Raw genomic sequence first — 17251 nt, 5'->3', positions numbered from 1 at the left:
GTGCCAGCAGCCGCTTGACCAGAAGCCGAAATCAGTGACAAACCAGCCCATCGATCAGGCACTCTCGCCCGGGCGGCATCAGCTCGGAATGGTGGGCGCGATCAGATCGGAATAGGTGGGCGGCATCGTCGGAATCCGCATAAAGCTTACGCCGACACGGGCTTGCCGTCGGCGCGCCTTGCTGTTCTAGTGGCGCGATGTTTCGGGAGGCCAGCTGTCACTGCCGCACGCTTCGGCTCGGGTGCGAGGGCGAACCTGTCAAGGTGTCGCTTTGCAACTGCTTCGACTGCCAGCGCCGCACCGGCTCGCTCTTCAGCGTCGCGGCCTTCTTCCCGCGCGAAGCGATCAGGCTCCTCGAAGGGCAAGCACGACATTTCCGGCGGCCATCGGCGAGCGGGCATCCCGTTACCTTTCATTTCTGCATGGACTGCGGGTCGACGCTCTGGTGGGAGCCGGACCGGATGCCGCACCTCGCAGGCGTGGCGGCGGGTTCGTTTGCGGACGCGGCATTTGTCGCGCCGACGCAGGCCGTCTGGACGTCGGACAAGCACCACTGGCTGACCTTTCCGGATACGATCGTCCAGCACGAAAGAAATCCGGCGCCAAGAAGTCTGCCCGATACCGTCGCCGCGCCCGTGGCCATGCGCTCGGGGAGCCGCGCTTCTTCGAAAAATGTTCGTGTGCGGCTGTATGAACCAGGCGACTTTGCAAACGTCGATACGCTTTGGCAGCAATGCTTCCCCGACGACCCGTCGTGGAACCGGGCCGATCGGGCGATCCCGGCGAAGATGCATTTCCAGCCGGACCTGTTTTTCGTCGCGAAATCAGACGCGGCCGTGATCGGCACCGCAATGGCAGGCTATGACGGACACCGGGGATGGCTCTATTCTCTCGCCGTTTCACCTTCATACCGGCGATCCGGAATCGGCACCGCCTTGCTGGAAGAAGCTGAGTCCGCATTGCAAGGCCTGGGTTGCCTGAAGATCAACCTTCAGATCAGGCAAGGAAACGAGCAGGTGGCGGCATTCTACCAGCGCCATGGCTATACGGCCGAGGCACGCACAAGCATGGCGAAGCGCATTGGCACATCATAGCTTTCTGCCGTCTGGGTCCGGTCGGGATGATCGCATTGCGCGGAACGCCGTCCGGAGAGCCGGACGGGCCCGGTTGCACTTGCGATACCGGTCAGGCGCATATGCGAGGCCTGGGCGATGACGGAGAGCCCAATTCCATCGGCAAGCGAAGCCAAGTCTCAACCGACGCTCGCAGCGCTGATCAGCGGGAGTGAAGCATCTGATGATGTTGTCCGCACCGCGGAAACGCTCGCGCGCGCGCTCGGACTCGCCTGGGAAGCGATCTTCGTCGAAACGCCGGAGACCGATCTTGGCGGATCGGCTGGATCGCACGCATCCGACGCGCTTGATTATGCGGCTCGGCACGGTGGGACCGTGGCAACGGTCGCCGCAGCAACGATCGCAGGCGGCATTGGCGAGCATCTTCAAACTTCACCCGCTGCTCATCTCGTGATGGAAGCGCAGCCGGCCCGGCGCTGGCGCGACCGTTTGCGGAAATCGGCAGCCGAGGAATTATCGGCGCGAAACGGCGATCTTTTACTTCACATCGTCCCTGTCGCCCCAATCCAAGCGCAGCCAGCACCATCTTCAAGGACTTCCGCGCGGACGCCTGCGATGCACTATGCCATCGCTGCAGCCTCGACCGGTGCGATCCTCCTGATCGCCGAGCTTCTTCATCTCTTCATTCCAGCGCGGTCGCTCGACCTCCTCTTCCTTATGCCGGTGATTGGCATCGCCGCCCGCTATGGGCTGCGCCCGGCCCTGTTCGGTGCCGTGCTGTCCGTACTTGCCTATAATTTCTTCCTCCTTGCCCCCACCTTCCGCTTCGACCCGGCCGCTCCGCAAAACCTGGTCATGGCCGTCGTTTTGTTCGGCGTCGCCACCTACGTCAGCATGGTGACCGGGCAAGTGCGGGGACGTCTCACCCTGAGCGACCGCAGCGCGCGCGAAAATGCGAGCCTCGCCGCGCTTGCGCAGCGGCTGACCCGCGATGGCGATTGGGAAAGCACCGCAGCCACACTGAGCGAACATGTCCACGGCCTGCTCGATCTTAACGCCGCCGTATTCCGCGAACGCAATGGAACATTGGTCATCTCGGGTGCCGCGCCGCGTGAGCCGGTGCTCGGCCCGGTCGATCGCGCCGCGCTCGAATGGTGTCACGGTCATGCCGAGGAAGCCGGCGCGGGCACGACGCGGATATCTTCCTCGGACTGGCAATTTCATCCGCTGTCCACATCGCTCGGACAACTTGCGGTTCTGGGAATAGCGCGCGACGACGGGGCGGAGCCGATCAGACCCGACCAGCGGGTGCTGCTATCGACGATCATTGCCCAAGCGTCCCTCGCGCACGAGCGACTGAGACTTGAAGACGAGATGCGAAGCCGCCGGGCATGACCAAGCGAATTGCTTTCGTTGGAAAGGCCGGCGCTGACCCGCAATCATCCAACTGCCGTTCGCAATCGCGCTCATCGATGACGTAGCAGGCGTTGCGCGCAGGCAGATCCCGATCATCAAGCCTAACCGAATGGTTTCCGTTTTTGCGTTGAACCCGGAGGTCTCGGCTCGCTAGTCCACAGTTCGCCGTAGCGATCGATCGATGATCGGTGGTCAGAGCGAACGACGGCTCCGCACGGCAGGCCCGGTCTCGGTCGCGGCGCCTCATACAGACGTCTTTTGCAAAAGATATATGCCAGTTCATGCAACGGCCATGGCTGTGACCGGTTGGTTAGACAGGAGGGGTCGCGCCGCATGCATCGTATGCGGCCAACCATCAACATGGAGAATTGTCATGGTCGACACCATCGAACGCAACCAATCTCACCGCCTCATCGCATCCGACATGGTCGAAGGAACGAAAGTCTATAACTCCCAGAACGAGAAACTCGGCACAGTTCGGAATATCATGATCGACAAGAAGTCGGGCAAGGCCGAACACGCAGTGCTCGAGTTTGGCGGGCTTTTTGGCCTCGGCCGCGATCATTATCCGATCCCGTGGGATATGCTCACATACGATACCGACAAGGATGGCTATGTCGTGAATCTGTCGAAAGAGCAGGTAGAAAGTGCGCCGCACTATGCGGCGGACAGCGCGCCTGACTATGATGATGTATTCGGTCGCAGCATATACGGCCATTATGGCCTGAACTATCCTGCTCTCTGATCGACGATGATCTTCGGATTTAGCTTTGCTGGCGACATTTGGCAGAGCAGGCGCGTGCCGGAACATCTTCGCCAGCACGCGCCTTCGCGATATGTCGGCTGCATTGTGTCTCGACGCGAACAAAGCCGCGACTGAGATCGTTTGTCAGCTCTGTGGTTGGGGTCGTCAGATGCCACATACGTTCGGCAACCGATGGCCGCTTGCGGACATGATGATTGTTACGGAAACGGGCGTTTCCGACGCATTCCGACATCCGACGAATGTCCGATCGGGCGCTGAGCAATCGTGTTGACGTGCCTCCCGCAATATTTCGATCAGATTCGTCATTGTGATGACAATATGAGGACAAAGAGACGGGAGCCCTCGTCCAAGAAATCTCATATTAAATTGATTTAACTTGTTTTTCTAAAAATCTGCAGCAGAGCCAGCGTTCCGGAATCAAACCTTTTGGTCAAAATCAGTGGTGACATCACGCAATTCGCGCAAGCCAACGTCGTACGGCAGGATGGCTGGGGACAGAATATCGTACAAACGACGATGGAGCGGGCGAAGGGATTCGAACCCTCGACCCCAACCTTGGCAACTTGACCTTCGGGCTTTCCTAGAGCTTCCTATGCTATCCTAAAACCCTATATTTCCTATATTTCTTGATTTTCTTTCTGCCCTCTCGTATCCTAATTTTGTCTCCAGTTTGACGGTTGCAGGAGACAATTTGGAGACAAAGCCGCTCGGTTTTGGTTTTGTCTCCAGCAGGAGAGACATGATGCCGACGGGCAAGCTGACCAAACGGGCGATCGACGCGCTTGCCGTGCCAGACAGCAAGCAGCTCATCTATTGGGATAGCGAAGTGAAGGGCTTCGGCCTGAGGGTGCTCCCTTCGGGGCTCAAGACTTTCGTCGTTCAATATCGCAATGCCGAGGGTATCAAACGCCGGATGAACCTCGGCCGGTTCGGCGTGCTGACGGTCGATACGGCCCGCGATCTTGCAAAGCTCAAGTTGGCCGAGGTCATCGTCGGCGAGGATCCCGCCGACAAGGTCAGGCAGGTCCGCAAGGGAATGACCGTAGCGGAGATGTGCGACTGGTATTTGGAGGAAGCTCGCGCCGGGAATATCCTAGGCCGCAAGAATCTTCCCATCAAAACGTCGTCGCTCGATATGGACGAGAGCCGGGTTCGAACCCACATCGTACCCCTGCTTGGCAATCGCATCGTGAAGCATCTCCGGATCGCCGACGTCGAGCAGATGCAATCCGACGTAAAGAACGGGAAGACGGCCAAACCCCGAACGGGAGGGCGAGGCGGCATGGCAACGGGCGGGCCCGGCGTGGCGGGCCGCTGCCTCGGCACGCTTCAGGCGATCATCGGTCACGCGAAGCACAAGGGTCTGCTCGAAGTACACCCGACCCTCGGGGCCAAGAAGCTCGCGAGCAAAAAGAAGACGCGGCGCCTCAGCGTCGCTGAAATCGAGATGATGGGGAAGGCCATCGCTCATGCCGAGGCGAGCGGCGAGAATCCGGTCGCTCTCGGCGTCCTGCGCACCTTGCTGCTGACGGGCTATCGCCGGGAAGAAGGGCAAGCGATGCGCCGCAGCTGGCTTCATCCCGATGCCGGCTATGTTGCTTTTCCCGACACGAAGGGCGGCGCACAGATTCGAGCGATCGGTCCGGCCGCGGTGCGGGTTCTGCAAGACCAGGCAGAGATTGCGGGCAATCCGCACCTGTTTCCCTCGACCATCGGCGACGGTCCCTTCACGGCGGTTAGCGAGTGCCTCCGGCGCGTGTGCGTTTTGGCAGGTATAGAGGGTGTGACGCCCCATACGCTTCGCCACACCTTCGGAAGCGTCGCGGGAGATTTGGGATTCTCGGAACTCACGATCCGCGCAATGCTCGGACATGCTTCGCAGAATGTGACCCAGGATTATGTCCACATCGATGAAGCGCTGAAACTCGCTGTCCGGCGGACCTCGGACGAAATCGAGCGGCTGCTGGCGAGCGGCGCGGCCAAGCTCGGGACCATGCGACACGCCGCTTGACGGGACGGAACAGGATACGAGCTCTGCTAGGCGATGCGCCGCATCGTCGGACGCACCGTCGCGCACGCGGGCGTGCCATCCTTACCCGTGCCAATGATCGCAATCTCGATGGGCCGCATATCCTTCGCGGCCGCGTCGAGCAGCTCCTGATCGATATCATGTATGTCGATCTTCATCCGCCGCGACCAAGGCGAAGCCGCGTCACCCGCCATTTGCCCGACACGAATATAGACGAACCGGCGCTCCGGCCCCTCGCGCCGCACCTGGTCGCCGAAGAATTTGGGACCCGGGCCGACGCGCACGGAGAAATCGAAGGCCAAGGCTTCACCCATGCGGGACGCTTTGGGATCGAGCGGCCCGTCGTCCTTGCCTTGCAAGCTGTGAAGCACGCCAGGCACCGGCTGTTCGATGACGATCCGAAAGGCGATCTCGCTCTGCTGTTCGCGACCCATGACGAGGCTATAGCCCGATCGCGCAAGCGGACCAACTAATCGGATATTCCCGATTGGAATTGACGGATGCGATTCCATCGGATAATTCCGATGCATGCAAACCGATTCCGCCTTGTCCATTCTCGCCGCGCTGGGACACCCGACACGCCTCGATGCCTTTCGCCTGCTCGTCAAACATGAGCCCGACGGCCTGTCGACGGGTCAACTTGTCGAAGCGTCGGGACTCACCCAGAGTACCTTCTCCACCCATCTCGCGGTGCTCGCCAAAGCCGGCCTCGTGATATCCGAGAAGCGCGGGCGTCAAATTATCCAGCGCGCGGATATCGACGCGCTTCGCGGCCTGATGCTCTTCCTGGCGAAGGACTGCTGCCAAGGCCGGGCGGAGCTGTGCGAGCCGCTGCTCGCAGAACTCGCCTGCTGCTGAAGGAACGCGCGCTATGACCGACATCGTCATCTACCATAACCCCGCCTGCGGGACCTCCCGCAACACCCTCGCGATGATTCGCAATGCCGGGATCGAACCGCATGTCGTCGAGTATCTGAAGACGCCGCCGTCGCGTGCGCTGCTCGAACAGTTGATCGTCCGCGCCGGCATCACGGCTCGCGAACTCCTGCGAGAGAAAGGCACGCCCTATGCGGAGCTGGGGCTCGGAGACATGGCCCTTGGCGACGAAGCGCTGATCGACGCGATGATGGCGCATCCCGCCCTGATCAACCGCCCGTTGGTGGTCTCGCCGCTCGGCGTGAAGCTCTGCCGTCCCTCCGAAACGGTACTCGACCTCATCCCTGCGGGGCAACGCGGCGCCTTCGCCAAGGAAGACGGCGAACAGGTAATCGACGCCGCTAGCAACCGCGTCGGCGCCTGAGCCAAGCCGATGACAGAACCCAAGCGGGAACGGCTGTCGTTCCTCGATCGCTATCTCACCCTCTGGATCTTCCTCGCGATGGCGCTCGGCGTGTTGCTCGGTTCGGTGTTCACCGGCCTGCCCGCCGCGATCGATGCCCTCTCGTGGGGCTCGACCAACATCCCGATCGCGATCGGCCTTATCCTGATGATGTATCCGCCGCTCGCGCGCGTCCGCTACGAGGAATTGCCGCGCGTGTTCGAGGACAAAAGGGTGCTCGCCATCTCGCTCATCCAGAACTGGATCATCGGTCCCGTGCTGATGTTCGCGCTCGCGGTGATCTTCCTGTCAGACAAGCCCGAATATATGACCGGGCTGATCCTGATCGGCCTCGCGCGCTGCATCGCGATGGTGATCGTCTGGAACCAGCTCGCGAAGGGCGACAATCAATATGTCGCGGCACTGGTGGCGTTCAACTCGATCTTCCAGATCCTGTTCTTCAGCATCTATGCCTGGTTCTTCCTGACGATATTGCCGCCGCTGTTCGGTCTCGAAGGCAGCGTTATCGACGTAAGCTTCTGGACCGTCGCCGAAGCCGTCCTCATTTATCTCGGCGTTCCCTTTGCGGCGGGCTATCTCACTCGCAAGTGGCTCGCAGACGCCAAGGGCAACGAATGGTATGAGACGCGCTTCCTCCCGCGCATCGCGCCGATCACGCTTGTCGCGCTGCTCTTCACGATCGTCGCAATGTTCAGCCTCAAGGGCGGTGAGATCGTCACCATTCCCGGCGACGTCGTGCGCATCGCCGTCCCGCTGACCATCTATTTCGTCGTGCAGTTCGTCATCAGCTTCTGGATGGGCAAGCTGATCGAGGCCGATTATCCGCGCACGACCGCGGTCGCCTTCACCGCCGCCGGAAATAATTTCGAGCTTGCGATCGCGGTTGCGATTGCCGCCTTCGGGCTCGCCTCGCCGGTCGCCTTCGCCGCCGTCATCGGCCCGCTCGTCGAAGTTCCCGTGCTCATCCTGCTGGTGAGCGTCGCCTTCTGGTTCGGACGCCGCTGGTTCCCGGCATCCACCCCCGCGAAAGACTGATTGTCATGGCTTCCTCCACCTTTTCGCGCCTGCGCGCGCTCGCCGATCCCACCCATCTTCCGGCGCTCAGCGCGGAATATATCCGCTCGCAGCCCGCGCTCGGCCTCGGCCCGCTCGACCCAGCGCCGCGCATCCTGCTGCTCTACGGCAGCTTGCGCGAACGCTCCTATTCGCGGCTCGTCGTCGAAGAGACCGCGCGCCTGCTCCAGCTCTTCGGCTGCGAGACGCGCATCTTCGATCCGTCGGACCTGCCGCTGCCCGATTTGATCGCCGACGACGACCACCCGGCCGTCGAGGAACTGCGCCAGCATTCGCTCTGGTCCGAGGGCCAGGTCTGGTGCAGCCCCGAACGGCATGGCCAGATCACCGGCATCATGAAGGCGCAGGTCGATCACCTGCCGCTCGCATACAAAGGGCTACGCCCGACACAGGGCCGCACCCTCGCGGTGATGCAGGTGTCGGCGGGGTCGCAATCGTTCAACAGCGTCAATACGCTCCGCATCCTCGGCCGCTGGATGCGGATGATCACCATCCCCAACCAGTCGAGCGTCGCCAAGGCTTATGCCGAGTTCGACGAGGCGGGCCGGATGCTCCCGTCGAGCTATTACGACCGGATCGTCGACGTTGCGGAGGAACTTGTGTGCTTCACCGTGCTGACGCGCGGCCATGCCACGCAGCTTGTCGACCGCTATTCGGAACGCAAGGACCGCGCCGAACCCGTCGTGACGCCGGCGCGATTGGCGGGGCTGCCGGGAGCCTGAGCCCGGGACCACGTCCAGCCCAGGTCGGCACCGAAGCGATCTTGCACCAGGGGCGCCTCCGATCTAGAGGCGGATTACCGGGGCCGCGCAACCTCCCGGTAAAGCGTCCCGGCGCTCAAGCGTTGCCTGTTCGTCCTCGATTTCGGGGATCAGGAGGTTTGCTTGAGGCTGTATCTTGCCGCGACTTTACTCGCCCTGCCCGCACCCGCTCTCGCCGAAGATGGCCTGACCATCACGGGCAGCATGCGCCTGCGCTATGAAATGATCCAAGGACAGGCGCGGACGGGATTCGACGAGAAGGACGACCTGCTCAATGTCCGCACGATCGTCGGCGGCGAATATCGCAGCGACGGATTTCGCTTGGGCGCCGAACTCTACGACAGCCGCGTCTATGGGAGCGAGGCGGGAACCCCGGTGACGACGGGCGAAGTCAACGCGTTCGAACTGGTCCAGGCCTATGTCGGCTATGAGGCGCGCGATGCCTTCGGCGCAGGCACGAAGCTCGATCTCCAGGCCGGCCGCTTCACGCTGAACCTGGGATCGCGGCGGCTGGTGGCCGCGGACGATTATCGCAACACGACGAGCGGCTATACGGGTCTCCGCGCCGACCTGGCGCTGCGCGGAGGTATCGCGGCGACGATCATCTATACGCTCCCGCAAGTGCGGCTGCCCGACGACCGCGCGTCACTCGATGACAACCGGGTGAAGTTCGACAAGGAGGGCTTCGACCTGCAACTCTGGGGCGGCCTCGCGACGAAGAAGCTCGCCGGGTCGCGAGGGTCGGTCGAGATTTCCTATTTCCATCTCGGCGAGCGCGACGCGCCGCAGCGGCCGACACGCGACCGTTCGCTCGAAACGATCGGACTGCGCGCCTATCGCGATCCCGCGCCGGGCCGGTTCGATTACGAGAGCGAGACATTCTACCAGTTCGGTACGATCAGCAGCAGCCTCGCTCCCTTGGCAGCCAAGTCCGACGTGTCGGCGTGGTTCACGCATCTCGAGGCGGGTTACAGCTTTCGCCACCCCTGGTCGCCGCGCCTATCGCTCGAATTCGACTATGCGAGCGGCGACGGCCCGGGAGGCGATTTCGGCCGCTTCGATACTTTGTTCGGAATGCGCCGCGCGGAACTCGCGCCAGCGGGCCTCTACAATGCAATCGGACGGGCCAATCTCCTGTCCCCGGCGCTTCGTATCGAAGCGGCCCCGTCCAAGCGCCTCGACGCCTTTGCGGCCTACCGGCCGCTCTGGCTGGCCTCGCGGTTCGACAGTTTTTCGACGACCGGCGTTCGCGATCCATCCGGCGCCTCCGGCCGCTTCGCGGGACACCAGGTCGAAGCGCGCCTGCGCTACTGGCTCGTACCCAAGCGCCTCCGCCTCGAATGGAGCGGCGTATTTCTCGGCAAGGGCCGGTTTCTCCGAAACGCGCCCAATGCACGGGCCGGGGGCAACACGCTGTATAATTCCTTCAATGCCACAATCAGCTTCTGAAACCGGCGCAGGTCGCAAACAGCGTGCTTGGCTTCTGAGAGCAGCAACCTGTATAGACGGGTTATGGATGTTACCACTCGCACCCCCGGACGCGGATCAAAACTCTCGAATGGATCCGCGGCCTCCCGACCCGGCAACTCCGATGACGAAAATGACAAGTCTCCACCTCGCTATGCCGCCATCAAGCAGAGCATTTGCGATGCCGTTCGCGACGGACTTCTGAAGCCGGGCGACCGGGTTCCATCGGAAGCGGAGCTGGTCCAACAGTTCGACGTGTCACGGATGACCGCCAATCGGGCGCTTCGCGAACTACAGGCGGCAGGCGTTCTTGTACGCCGTGCGGGTAGCGGATCGTTCATCGCCGAGCCCAAGCCGATCGGCCAGATGATCGAAATCCGCAATATCGCCGAAGAAATCCGCGAGCGCGGTCACATCTATCGGGCCCGCGTCGTGCAGAATGACGAGATACGCGCCAATGCGGACCTTGCGGCCCTCCTCGAGGTTCCGGTCGGCACGAGGCTTTTCCATTCGATCATCGTCCATCACGAAGCCGAGTTCCCGATCCAGCTTGAGGAGCGTTTCGTGCTCGCGTCGGCGGCTCCCGATTATGGGAAGACCGACTTCACCCAGATGACGCCGAACGAATATCTGACGCGGACGGCGCCGCTCGAGCGCGTCGAACATCGGGTTCGCGCCGAGATGCCTGACGCGCACACCCACAGCATGCTGGGGCTCTCGGACGGCGAGCCCGTGTTGCGGATGACGCGGCGGACGTGGAGCCATTCGCGCCTCGTCAGCCATGCCTGGCTGACGCATCCCGGATCGCGCTTCGAGCTGTCGGCGGCCTTCTCGATCGACGATTGACGCCGATCAGCTGGTGCGCGTGACGACCACCGGTTTGCGGCGCCGGCGCAGCCAGCGGAAGTCGGCGCGGCTGAAGCTTTTGAACAGCAGATAAAAGCCGGTGCCCGAGAGCCAGAGCGCGCCAAAGGCGACGAAAATGATGAGCGGGTGGTTGAAGCTCTTCCGGTTGATGTAATCCATGTTGTGGAGCATCCAGAAGAAGTCCCACGTCCGCCAGGTGTCGCCGCGCATGACGAGGAAGCGCGCGGTGTCGAGCGAGACATAGGCGCTGCTGTTCTCGGCGTCGGCAAAGTCGACCCGCCACATCGCGCCTTCATGATCGCGCGATTCGAGATTCGCCTTCGCGAGCACGCTGACCTTGCGGATCGGCGCCTCGTTCATCATCGATGCGACGTCGCGCGCCATCTGCTCGTCGACATGGACGATTTCGCCGCTCGTCGCATCGACGAGGCGCGTCCCCTTGCCCGTGCGAAGTTCGTAGATCGGGCGCGTGCCGAGATCGCGCAGAACAACCCCGGTGACGGGTTCGCCGCGCGGCAAGGCGGCGACATCGAAATATTCGCCGGCCGGCAGCGGGTGGGCGTGGCCCATGCCGCCGCCGTGTCCGCCGACCTTATCCTTGTCGAGGAGTGCCATCACCGAGCCGCTCAATGCCCAGAGCAGAAACTGGAGCCCGAGGATCAGGCCGACCCATTTGTGGATGCGCCGGAAAAACAGCGGCGTCAGGCGGATTTTCTTCATGCCTTCTTCCCCTTGCGGCGCTTGAAGGACCAGAGCAGCAGCCAGGCGCCAGTCAGCGCCATGGCGAACGCGCTCCAGGTCGCGACACGGAGCAGCGGATTGTTGACGTCGGTCCGCTCGTCATAGTCCATGATGTGGAGCATCCAGGCGAAGTCGAAGACGCGCCAGAGGGCGTGGCGCCGCGAGATCAGATCGCCGGTCTGCGGCGAGAGATAGAGCGTGGGGCGATTCCAACCCTCGAACTCGACCTGCCAATAGGGCGGCTTGCGCGATTGCATCTCCTGCGGTGCCTTGGTCAGCAGCCGCACCGACACGATCTTGCCGTCGCCGGTGTAGATACGCCGCGCCTGCTCGCGGACCTGGGACTCGGTCAGGGCAGGCAGCGGCGCGCCCGTGCGGGCGTCGTAGAGCTTGGGGCCTTCGGGCGTTTCGGCGCGCCACACGGGCGCACCGAAAAGGCGCTGGAGCCGGAGTTCGGACACGCCCGGCGCCGCCGCTACGACCTGCGACGGCGCTGCCAGGCCGTCGAGGTCGAAGGGCTGGGCGACCGGGGAGCGCACCAGATGGTCGCCATGGATGGTGTCGATATGGACGACCACCATGTAGAAGCCGGTCAGCGTCCAGAGCAGCGCCTGGACGCCGACCACAAGGGCCAGCCATTTATGCGTTCGCCGGACGAACAGCGGCCAACGGATCGCCATGACCTTAGCCTCAGAACGCGGTGCGGAAGCCGACGTAGAAGCGCCGTCCGAGCAGGTCGTAGGTCATCGTGTCGGTGTTCGCATCGGTAAAGCTCTGGATATAGGGCGCCTTGCGATCGAAGAGATTGTCGACGCCGAGCTGGAAGCGGGTCTTCTCGTCGATTTCGAAAGCGACCTGGAGATTGTGGTAGAAAACATTCGGCGTGCTGTAGCCGATTTCGCCGGGCGCCGCATTGAAGTCGGTCGCCTTGCCGATCCACTGGGTCGACCAGGTCGCGCTGACGCCGTCCTTCTCCGCGGTCAGCACGCCATAGCCGCGCCACTTCGGATAGCCGCCATTGCCGCCGCCGATGAAGCCGTCGAAGTCGATCGGCGCGCCGCCTGGGAAGGGCAGCACGACATATTTGTTGAGGTAGGTGAGGTTGACGTCGAGCGAGATATTCACGCTCCCGATACCGCCCGCGTAAACGAGTCCGAGATCGAGGCCGTTCATTTCCTCGCGGCCGGTGTTAATCGGCTGCGCGGACAGGAAAGTCACTTCGCCGGTCAGCGGGCTGCGCGTGAAATCGTCGCAGAAGGGATGCGACAAATTGGCGCTCGCGTAACAAATGGCGAGCTTGGTCGAGCCCGGAATGGCGCGGATCGCATCCTTGATCTTGATGTCGAACCAGTCGGCGGTGAGCGATAGCCCGGGGATCAGGCCCTTGGGCGTGATGACCGTGCCGACCGTCCAGGTCGTCGAGCTTTCGGGCTTCAGATCCTCGTTGCCGCCGACGGTGGTCAAGATCGTCGTGCCCAGCTGGACATAGTTCGCGGGCACGCCGGACGCCTGGCAGTTCGAAATCAGCGTTGCATTCCCGCTCGTCGAATAGCGCGAGCAGGGATCGGTGGTGGTCAGATTGCCTTCGGACACGCCGCCGAACAGTTCGGGGACGTTCGGAATGCGGAAGCCGGTGCCATAGGTGCCGCGCAAGCGGAAGCTGTCGCTGATCATCCAGTCGAGGCTGGCCTTGTAGTTCCAGTCGCTGCCGAACAGGTCATAATCGGAGTAGCGCACCGCGCCGTCGAGGGTCAGCGCTTCGAAGAAGGGCTTGTCGGCGAGGATCGGCACCGACAGCTCGAGATAGGCTTCCTTGGCGACGCTCGTCCCCGAGATCGGACTCTGCTGGTTGGTGTTGGCGATGCCGAGCACGGTCAGCGGATCGGGATCGCGCCAGCCCTTTTCCTTGCGATAGACGACGCCCGCCGCGAAGGATACCGGCCCCGCCGGCAGCTTGAACAGGTCGCCGTTGATATCGGCGGTCACCGTCGCGAGCTCGTTGCCGCCGCGGTCGCGCGAGGTGAAGAGGATATAGTCGAGCACCTCGGGCGTCAGGTCGCCGAAACCGAGATAATCGGCGCAGGGGATCGTCGCCCCGGCAGCGAGGCTGCACTTGGTCGTGTCGAGCGTGTTCGCGACGCGCTCGAGGTTGGCGATGTTCGTCGATCCGTCGACGGCGGTGTTACGGCCGAACGCACCGGCGACTTCCCAGCCCCAGTTGTTCGAGAGTTTGCCGCGGACGCCGAAGGTGCCCTGCCAGGTGTCGGTTTCCTGGAAGAACTGGCGCGGGCCCGGTTCGGCGAGGCGACGCTGGATGAGGACGATATTCTGCCCCGTCGGATTGGTCGGATTGCTCGCGGCGATCGAGAGATTGCGCAGCGTCCCCGGAGTCGCGATCTGGTTCGACTTGCGGAAGGTATAGAGGAATTCGCCGAATGCCTCGATATTGTCGGTCAGGTCATAGTCGGCGAAGAAGGCCGTGCTGACGCGCTCGACCGGGCTCACCGCATTGAGGAACGGGTTCGAGTTGAAGTTGTGCTTCGCCGCGCTGTACGGCTCGAAGAAGTTGCCGTTGCCGCCCAGCACCTGATTGAAGTTGATCTGCTGACCATTGGGCAGCACCGCGCGGCCGCCAATCGTCGAGGCACTGTTGACGCAGCCGAGCGTTCCCGGCGTGGTTTCGGCGAGCGAGCAGGGTGCGCGCGAGGCCATATTGACCGCCTTGGTCTTTTGATAGGTGACAGCCGCCATGAAGCCGCCGCGGTCGTTGCGAATGCCCCAGAGCAGGTCGGCAGTGAAATCCGATCCGTCGCCCTTTTCGGTGATCCCCTGGCGCACGCTGAGGCCCAAGCCTTCATAATCGGTGCGGGTCACGAGGTTGACGACACCCGCCATCGCGTCGGCGCCATAGATCGCCGAGGCGCCGTCCTTGAGGACGTCGGTGCGGGCGAGCGCGGCGACCGGGATCATGTTGAGGTCGGGCGAGGAGTTCGCGCCGGTGCCGCCCGCGACGAGGCGGCGGCCGTTGAGCAGGACGAGGGTGCGCTTGATGCCGAGGCCGCGCAAATTCACCTGCGCCGTGCCATAACCGTTGTTCGCCCAATAGGCCGAGGTCTGGTTGCCCGCGAAGCCGGCGTTGGCGGGGAGGCGCTGCAGCACCGTCTCGATATTGACGACGCCGGTGTTTTCAATTTGCTCGGCGGAGACCACCGTTGCCGGACCGACACCGGCGAGATCCTGACGGCGGATGCGCGAGCCGGTCACGACGATGTCGCTGCCGCTCGTCGCGCTTTCTGCGCCGGTCTCGGGTGCCGACTCGGCTTGCGCGAATGCTGGTGCGGAAATGCCCGCACAAACCGCTGCGCCGGCGAGCAAAACTGTCCTGATCTTCATCGCGAAACCCCCTTCTGGTTGCGTTACCCACCTCAGAGAGCATCAAATGTATATACAGGTCAATAGGAATTTATTGAATCATATCAATTGGTTATGAAGTAAATTCCGGGCGCACGATACTTACTAGATACGCACCCCAAAGCTCTACCCCTCATCAATTTTGAAATTTTTTCCGGCCTGAGCCTTTTCGCGCAAGGAGCCGGCGGGCCCCTCCCTCGGCTTGCTTATGAAATGACATGATTAAGTGGGTCGGCACAGCTTGGGGGCGCGACCGACTTGAGCCGCTCAATGCGAAAGTATCTGTTCGAGAAAGGTCCGTGCGCGTTCGCTTTTCGGCGCGGCGAAAAAATCTGCCGGCCTTGCGTCTTCGATGATCTGGCCCTGATCCATGAAAAGCATGCGATCGGCCGCCTCGCGCGCGAATCCCATTTCGTGCGTCACGCACACCATCGTCCGTCCTTCGCCGGCAAGGGACGTCATCACATCGAGTACCTCCTTGATCATCTCGGGATCGAGCGCCGATGTCGGCTCGTCGAAGAGAAGAATCCGGGGCTCCATCGCCAGAGCGCGGGCTATCGCGGCCCGCTGTTGCTGCCCTCCCGAGAGCTGCCCCGGATATTTGCCCGCCTGGTCGCCAATCCTCACCTTGTCCAAATAGGATATGGCGCGCGCCTCCGCCTCCGGAAGAGACAAGCCGCCGAGCAGGACGGGCGCGAGGGTGCAATTCTCCAGCACCGTCTTGTGCGGGAACAGATTGAACTGCTGAAAAACCATGCCGACGGCGCGGAGCGCCGCAACGGCCTCTCGCGACGCGTCGGTTATCCTGGTTCCCTCGATCAGGACGGCACCGGAGTCGGGCACCTCGAGCCTGTTCATGCAGCGAATGAGCGTCGATTTGCCGGAGCCTGAAGGGCCGCAAATCACGATCCGCTCGCGCGGGGCGATTTCGAGGTCGATCGAGCGGAGGGCATGATAGGCGCCATAATATTTGTCGACCTGCCGCAAGCTGACGGCCGCGTGGCCCGAGGCATCGGTCATGACGCCTGCCCCCGGCCGCGTAGCGCCCGTACCCGCGCGAAGGCTGCGGCGAGGTCGGCGATCAGATCCTGCGGCGCTTCGAGGCCGGCGTGAATACGGATCAGCGCCCCATCTGCCTCGCCATTGGGAAAATCGCGGATCGGAGCGGGCCACGCCGGAACCGCGAGGCTTTCGAAGCCGCCCCAACTCGAACCGAGCTGGAACAGCGAGAATTCGTTGAAAAAGGCGCTGGTTTCCGGAGGGGTAAGACCATCGAGCTGAACACCGAACAATCCGGACGCTCCGGTGAAATCCCGCTTCCAGATCGCATGGCCGGGATCGGAAGGATGGGCCGGATAGCGGACCGCGACCACTTCGGGTTGCTGGGCGAACCATTCGATCAGCGTCGCCGCGGTACGCTGGTGGCGTTCAAGGCGGGCATCGAGCGTCCTGATGCCCCGGTGGACGAGATAGCAATTGTCGGGACTCGCGCAGTTGCCCCAGCGCGCCGCCGCATCCTTGAGCTGGCGGTAGACGGCATCGCTGGCGGCGGTCATCGTGCCGAGCAGACAGTCGGAGTGCCCCGAGAGATATTTGGTTGCCGAAGCAAGCGAGATGTCGACCCCATGGGCCAACGGTTTGAAGAAAAGCGGCGTCGCCCAGGTGTTGTCGAGAGCGGTCAATATGCCCCGGCTGCGTGCAACCGCCGTGATCGCGGGGACGTCGATCATATCGAATGTCTGCGAGCCCGGGGTCTCCATGTAGATGAGCCGGGTGTTGCTGCGGCACAGCCCGGCAATCTCCGCTCCGATATCGGGCCGGAAATATTCCACCTCGACCCCGAAGCGCGCGAGAACGTCGGTCAGAAACTTGCGGGTCGGCCCATAGACGCAATCCGCAACGAGCAGATGATCGCCCCCGGCCACGAAAGCCGTGAGGGCTAGCGCGATCGCGCTGGTTCCAGACGAGGTGATGACGGTGGCGCAGCCGCCTTCGAGTTCGCTGACGGCCTCGGCGAGCGCAAAGGTCGTTCGCGTTCCGTACAGGCCATAGATGACCTCATCGTAGAGACCCTGGTGCCGGTCCATATAGGCCTCGACGCTGTCGTAGATAATGGTGGAGGCCCGGTCGACGGGCGGATTGATGAGGCCCCGCTGATCGCACGGACGGGGACCGCCGTGCACGGCACGCGTCGGATCCTGCCAGGCGCGCCCTTTCGGGCTTGCCGGCTCCCCGGGCCATTTTCTGTCGTGATTATCCTGCATAGTTTAGTTTCCGTTCGATCTTCATGCTGAGCCGGGACAGGGA

The 17251-nt window shown here is 62.7% G+C and carries 16 protein-coding genes; 10 read left to right on the top strand and 6 right to left on the bottom strand.

Going from position 1 to position 17251, the window contains the following annotated elements; translation table 11 throughout:
• The first annotated feature begins 197 nt into the window (after positions 1–197).
• From JNM03_RS09745 to JNM03_RS09730, 4 genes are all read left to right on the top strand, one after another.
• Positions 198–1094, top strand: coding sequence for a GNAT family acetyltransferase (locus tag JNM03_RS09745; protein WP_294036259.1), 897 nt, complete (start codon positions 198–200; stop codon positions 1092–1094).
• Positions 1095–1211: 117 nt separating this feature from the next.
• A complete protein-coding gene (locus JNM03_RS09740; protein ID WP_294036258.1) occupies positions 1212–2468 on the top strand; it encodes a DUF4118 domain-containing protein in 1257 nt (418 codons plus the stop codon).
• A gap of 394 nt (positions 2469–2862) precedes the next feature.
• Positions 2863–3234 carry a PRC-barrel domain-containing protein gene (locus tag JNM03_RS09735; protein WP_294036257.1) on the top strand — a complete coding sequence of 124 codons (372 nt, stop codon included), beginning with the start codon at positions 2863–2865 and terminating at the stop codon, positions 3232–3234.
• Positions 3235–3997: 763 nt separating this feature from the next.
• Positions 3998–5266 (top strand): site-specific integrase, encoded by a 1269-nt coding sequence (locus JNM03_RS09730; RefSeq protein WP_120222408.1) that lies wholly within the window; start codon positions 3998–4000, stop codon positions 5264–5266.
• A 26-nt stretch (positions 5267–5292) separates the two neighbouring features.
• Here JNM03_RS09730 and JNM03_RS09725 read toward each other — a convergent pair whose 3' ends face one another.
• Positions 5293–5718, bottom strand: a complete 426-nt coding sequence (locus tag JNM03_RS09725; RefSeq protein WP_011542684.1) for a DUF5990 family protein — start codon at positions 5716–5718, stop codon at positions 5293–5295.
• A gap of 94 nt (positions 5719–5812) precedes the next feature.
• On the opposite strand from JNM03_RS09725, the gene JNM03_RS09720 reads away from it, so the two are divergent.
• The 6 genes from JNM03_RS09720 (at position 5813) to hutC (ending at position 10771) form a co-directional block, all read left to right on the top strand.
• On the top strand, positions 5813–6142 hold the full coding sequence (locus tag JNM03_RS09720; RefSeq protein ID WP_011542685.1) for a helix-turn-helix transcriptional regulator: 330 nt from the start codon (positions 5813–5815) through the stop codon (positions 6140–6142).
• Between the two features lie 13 nt (positions 6143–6155).
• Positions 6156–6584 (top strand): arsenate reductase (glutaredoxin), encoded by a 429-nt coding sequence (gene arsC / locus JNM03_RS09715; protein WP_294036256.1) that lies wholly within the window; start codon positions 6156–6158, stop codon positions 6582–6584.
• Positions 6585–6593: 9 nt separating this feature from the next.
• Positions 6594–7658 carry an ACR3 family arsenite efflux transporter gene (arsB, locus tag JNM03_RS09710; RefSeq protein WP_011542687.1) on the top strand — a complete coding sequence of 355 codons (1065 nt, stop codon included), beginning with the start codon at positions 6594–6596 and terminating at the stop codon, positions 7656–7658.
• A gap of 5 nt (positions 7659–7663) precedes the next feature.
• Complete coding sequence (arsH, locus tag JNM03_RS09705; protein ID WP_294036255.1) at positions 7664–8419, top strand: arsenical resistance protein ArsH; 756 nt, start codon at positions 7664–7666, stop codon at positions 8417–8419.
• Positions 8420–8581: 162 nt separating this feature from the next.
• Positions 8582–9907, top strand: a complete 1326-nt coding sequence (locus JNM03_RS09700; RefSeq protein ID WP_294036254.1) for an alginate export family protein — start codon at positions 8582–8584, stop codon at positions 9905–9907.
• 63 nt (positions 9908–9970) lie between these two features.
• Positions 9971–10771 carry a histidine utilization repressor gene (hutC, locus tag JNM03_RS09695; RefSeq protein WP_294036253.1) on the top strand — a complete coding sequence of 267 codons (801 nt, stop codon included), beginning with the start codon at positions 9971–9973 and terminating at the stop codon, positions 10769–10771.
• Positions 10772–10777: 6 nt separating this feature from the next.
• Here the strand turns inward: hutC and JNM03_RS09690 are convergent, their stop codons facing one another.
• From JNM03_RS09690 to metC, 5 genes are all read right to left on the bottom strand, one after another.
• On the bottom strand, positions 10778–11512 hold the full coding sequence (locus tag JNM03_RS09690; RefSeq protein ID WP_294036252.1) for a PepSY domain-containing protein: 735 nt from the start codon (positions 11510–11512) through the stop codon (positions 10778–10780).
• Positions 11509–12213, bottom strand: coding sequence for a PepSY domain-containing protein (locus JNM03_RS09685; protein ID WP_294036251.1), 705 nt, complete (start codon positions 12211–12213; stop codon positions 11509–11511). The genes JNM03_RS09690 and JNM03_RS09685 overlap by 4 nt, the downstream gene beginning before the upstream one ends.
• Positions 12214–12223: 10 nt before the next feature.
• Positions 12224–14926: a TonB-dependent receptor gene (locus JNM03_RS09680; protein WP_294036250.1), complete on the bottom strand. Its 2703-nt coding sequence runs from the start codon at positions 14924–14926 to the stop codon at positions 12224–12226.
• Positions 14927–15211: 285 nt separating this feature from the next.
• Positions 15212–15964, bottom strand: a complete 753-nt coding sequence (locus JNM03_RS09675; RefSeq protein ID WP_039578994.1) for an amino acid ABC transporter ATP-binding protein — start codon at positions 15962–15964, stop codon at positions 15212–15214.
• On the bottom strand, positions 15961–17127 hold the full coding sequence (gene metC / locus JNM03_RS09670; RefSeq protein ID WP_294036249.1) for a cystathionine beta-lyase: 1167 nt from the start codon (positions 17125–17127) through the stop codon (positions 15961–15963). The genes JNM03_RS09675 and metC overlap by 4 nt, the downstream gene beginning before the upstream one ends.
• Between the last annotated feature and the right edge of the window lie 124 nt (positions 17128–17251).

The sequence above is a fragment of the Sphingopyxis sp. genome, from assembly GCF_016793825.1.
Taxonomy (GTDB): domain Bacteria; phylum Pseudomonadota; class Alphaproteobacteria; order Sphingomonadales; family Sphingomonadaceae; genus Sphingopyxis.
The sequence above is the reverse complement of the archived record's forward strand: the minus strand, read 5'-3'. Positions and strand labels throughout refer to the sequence as shown.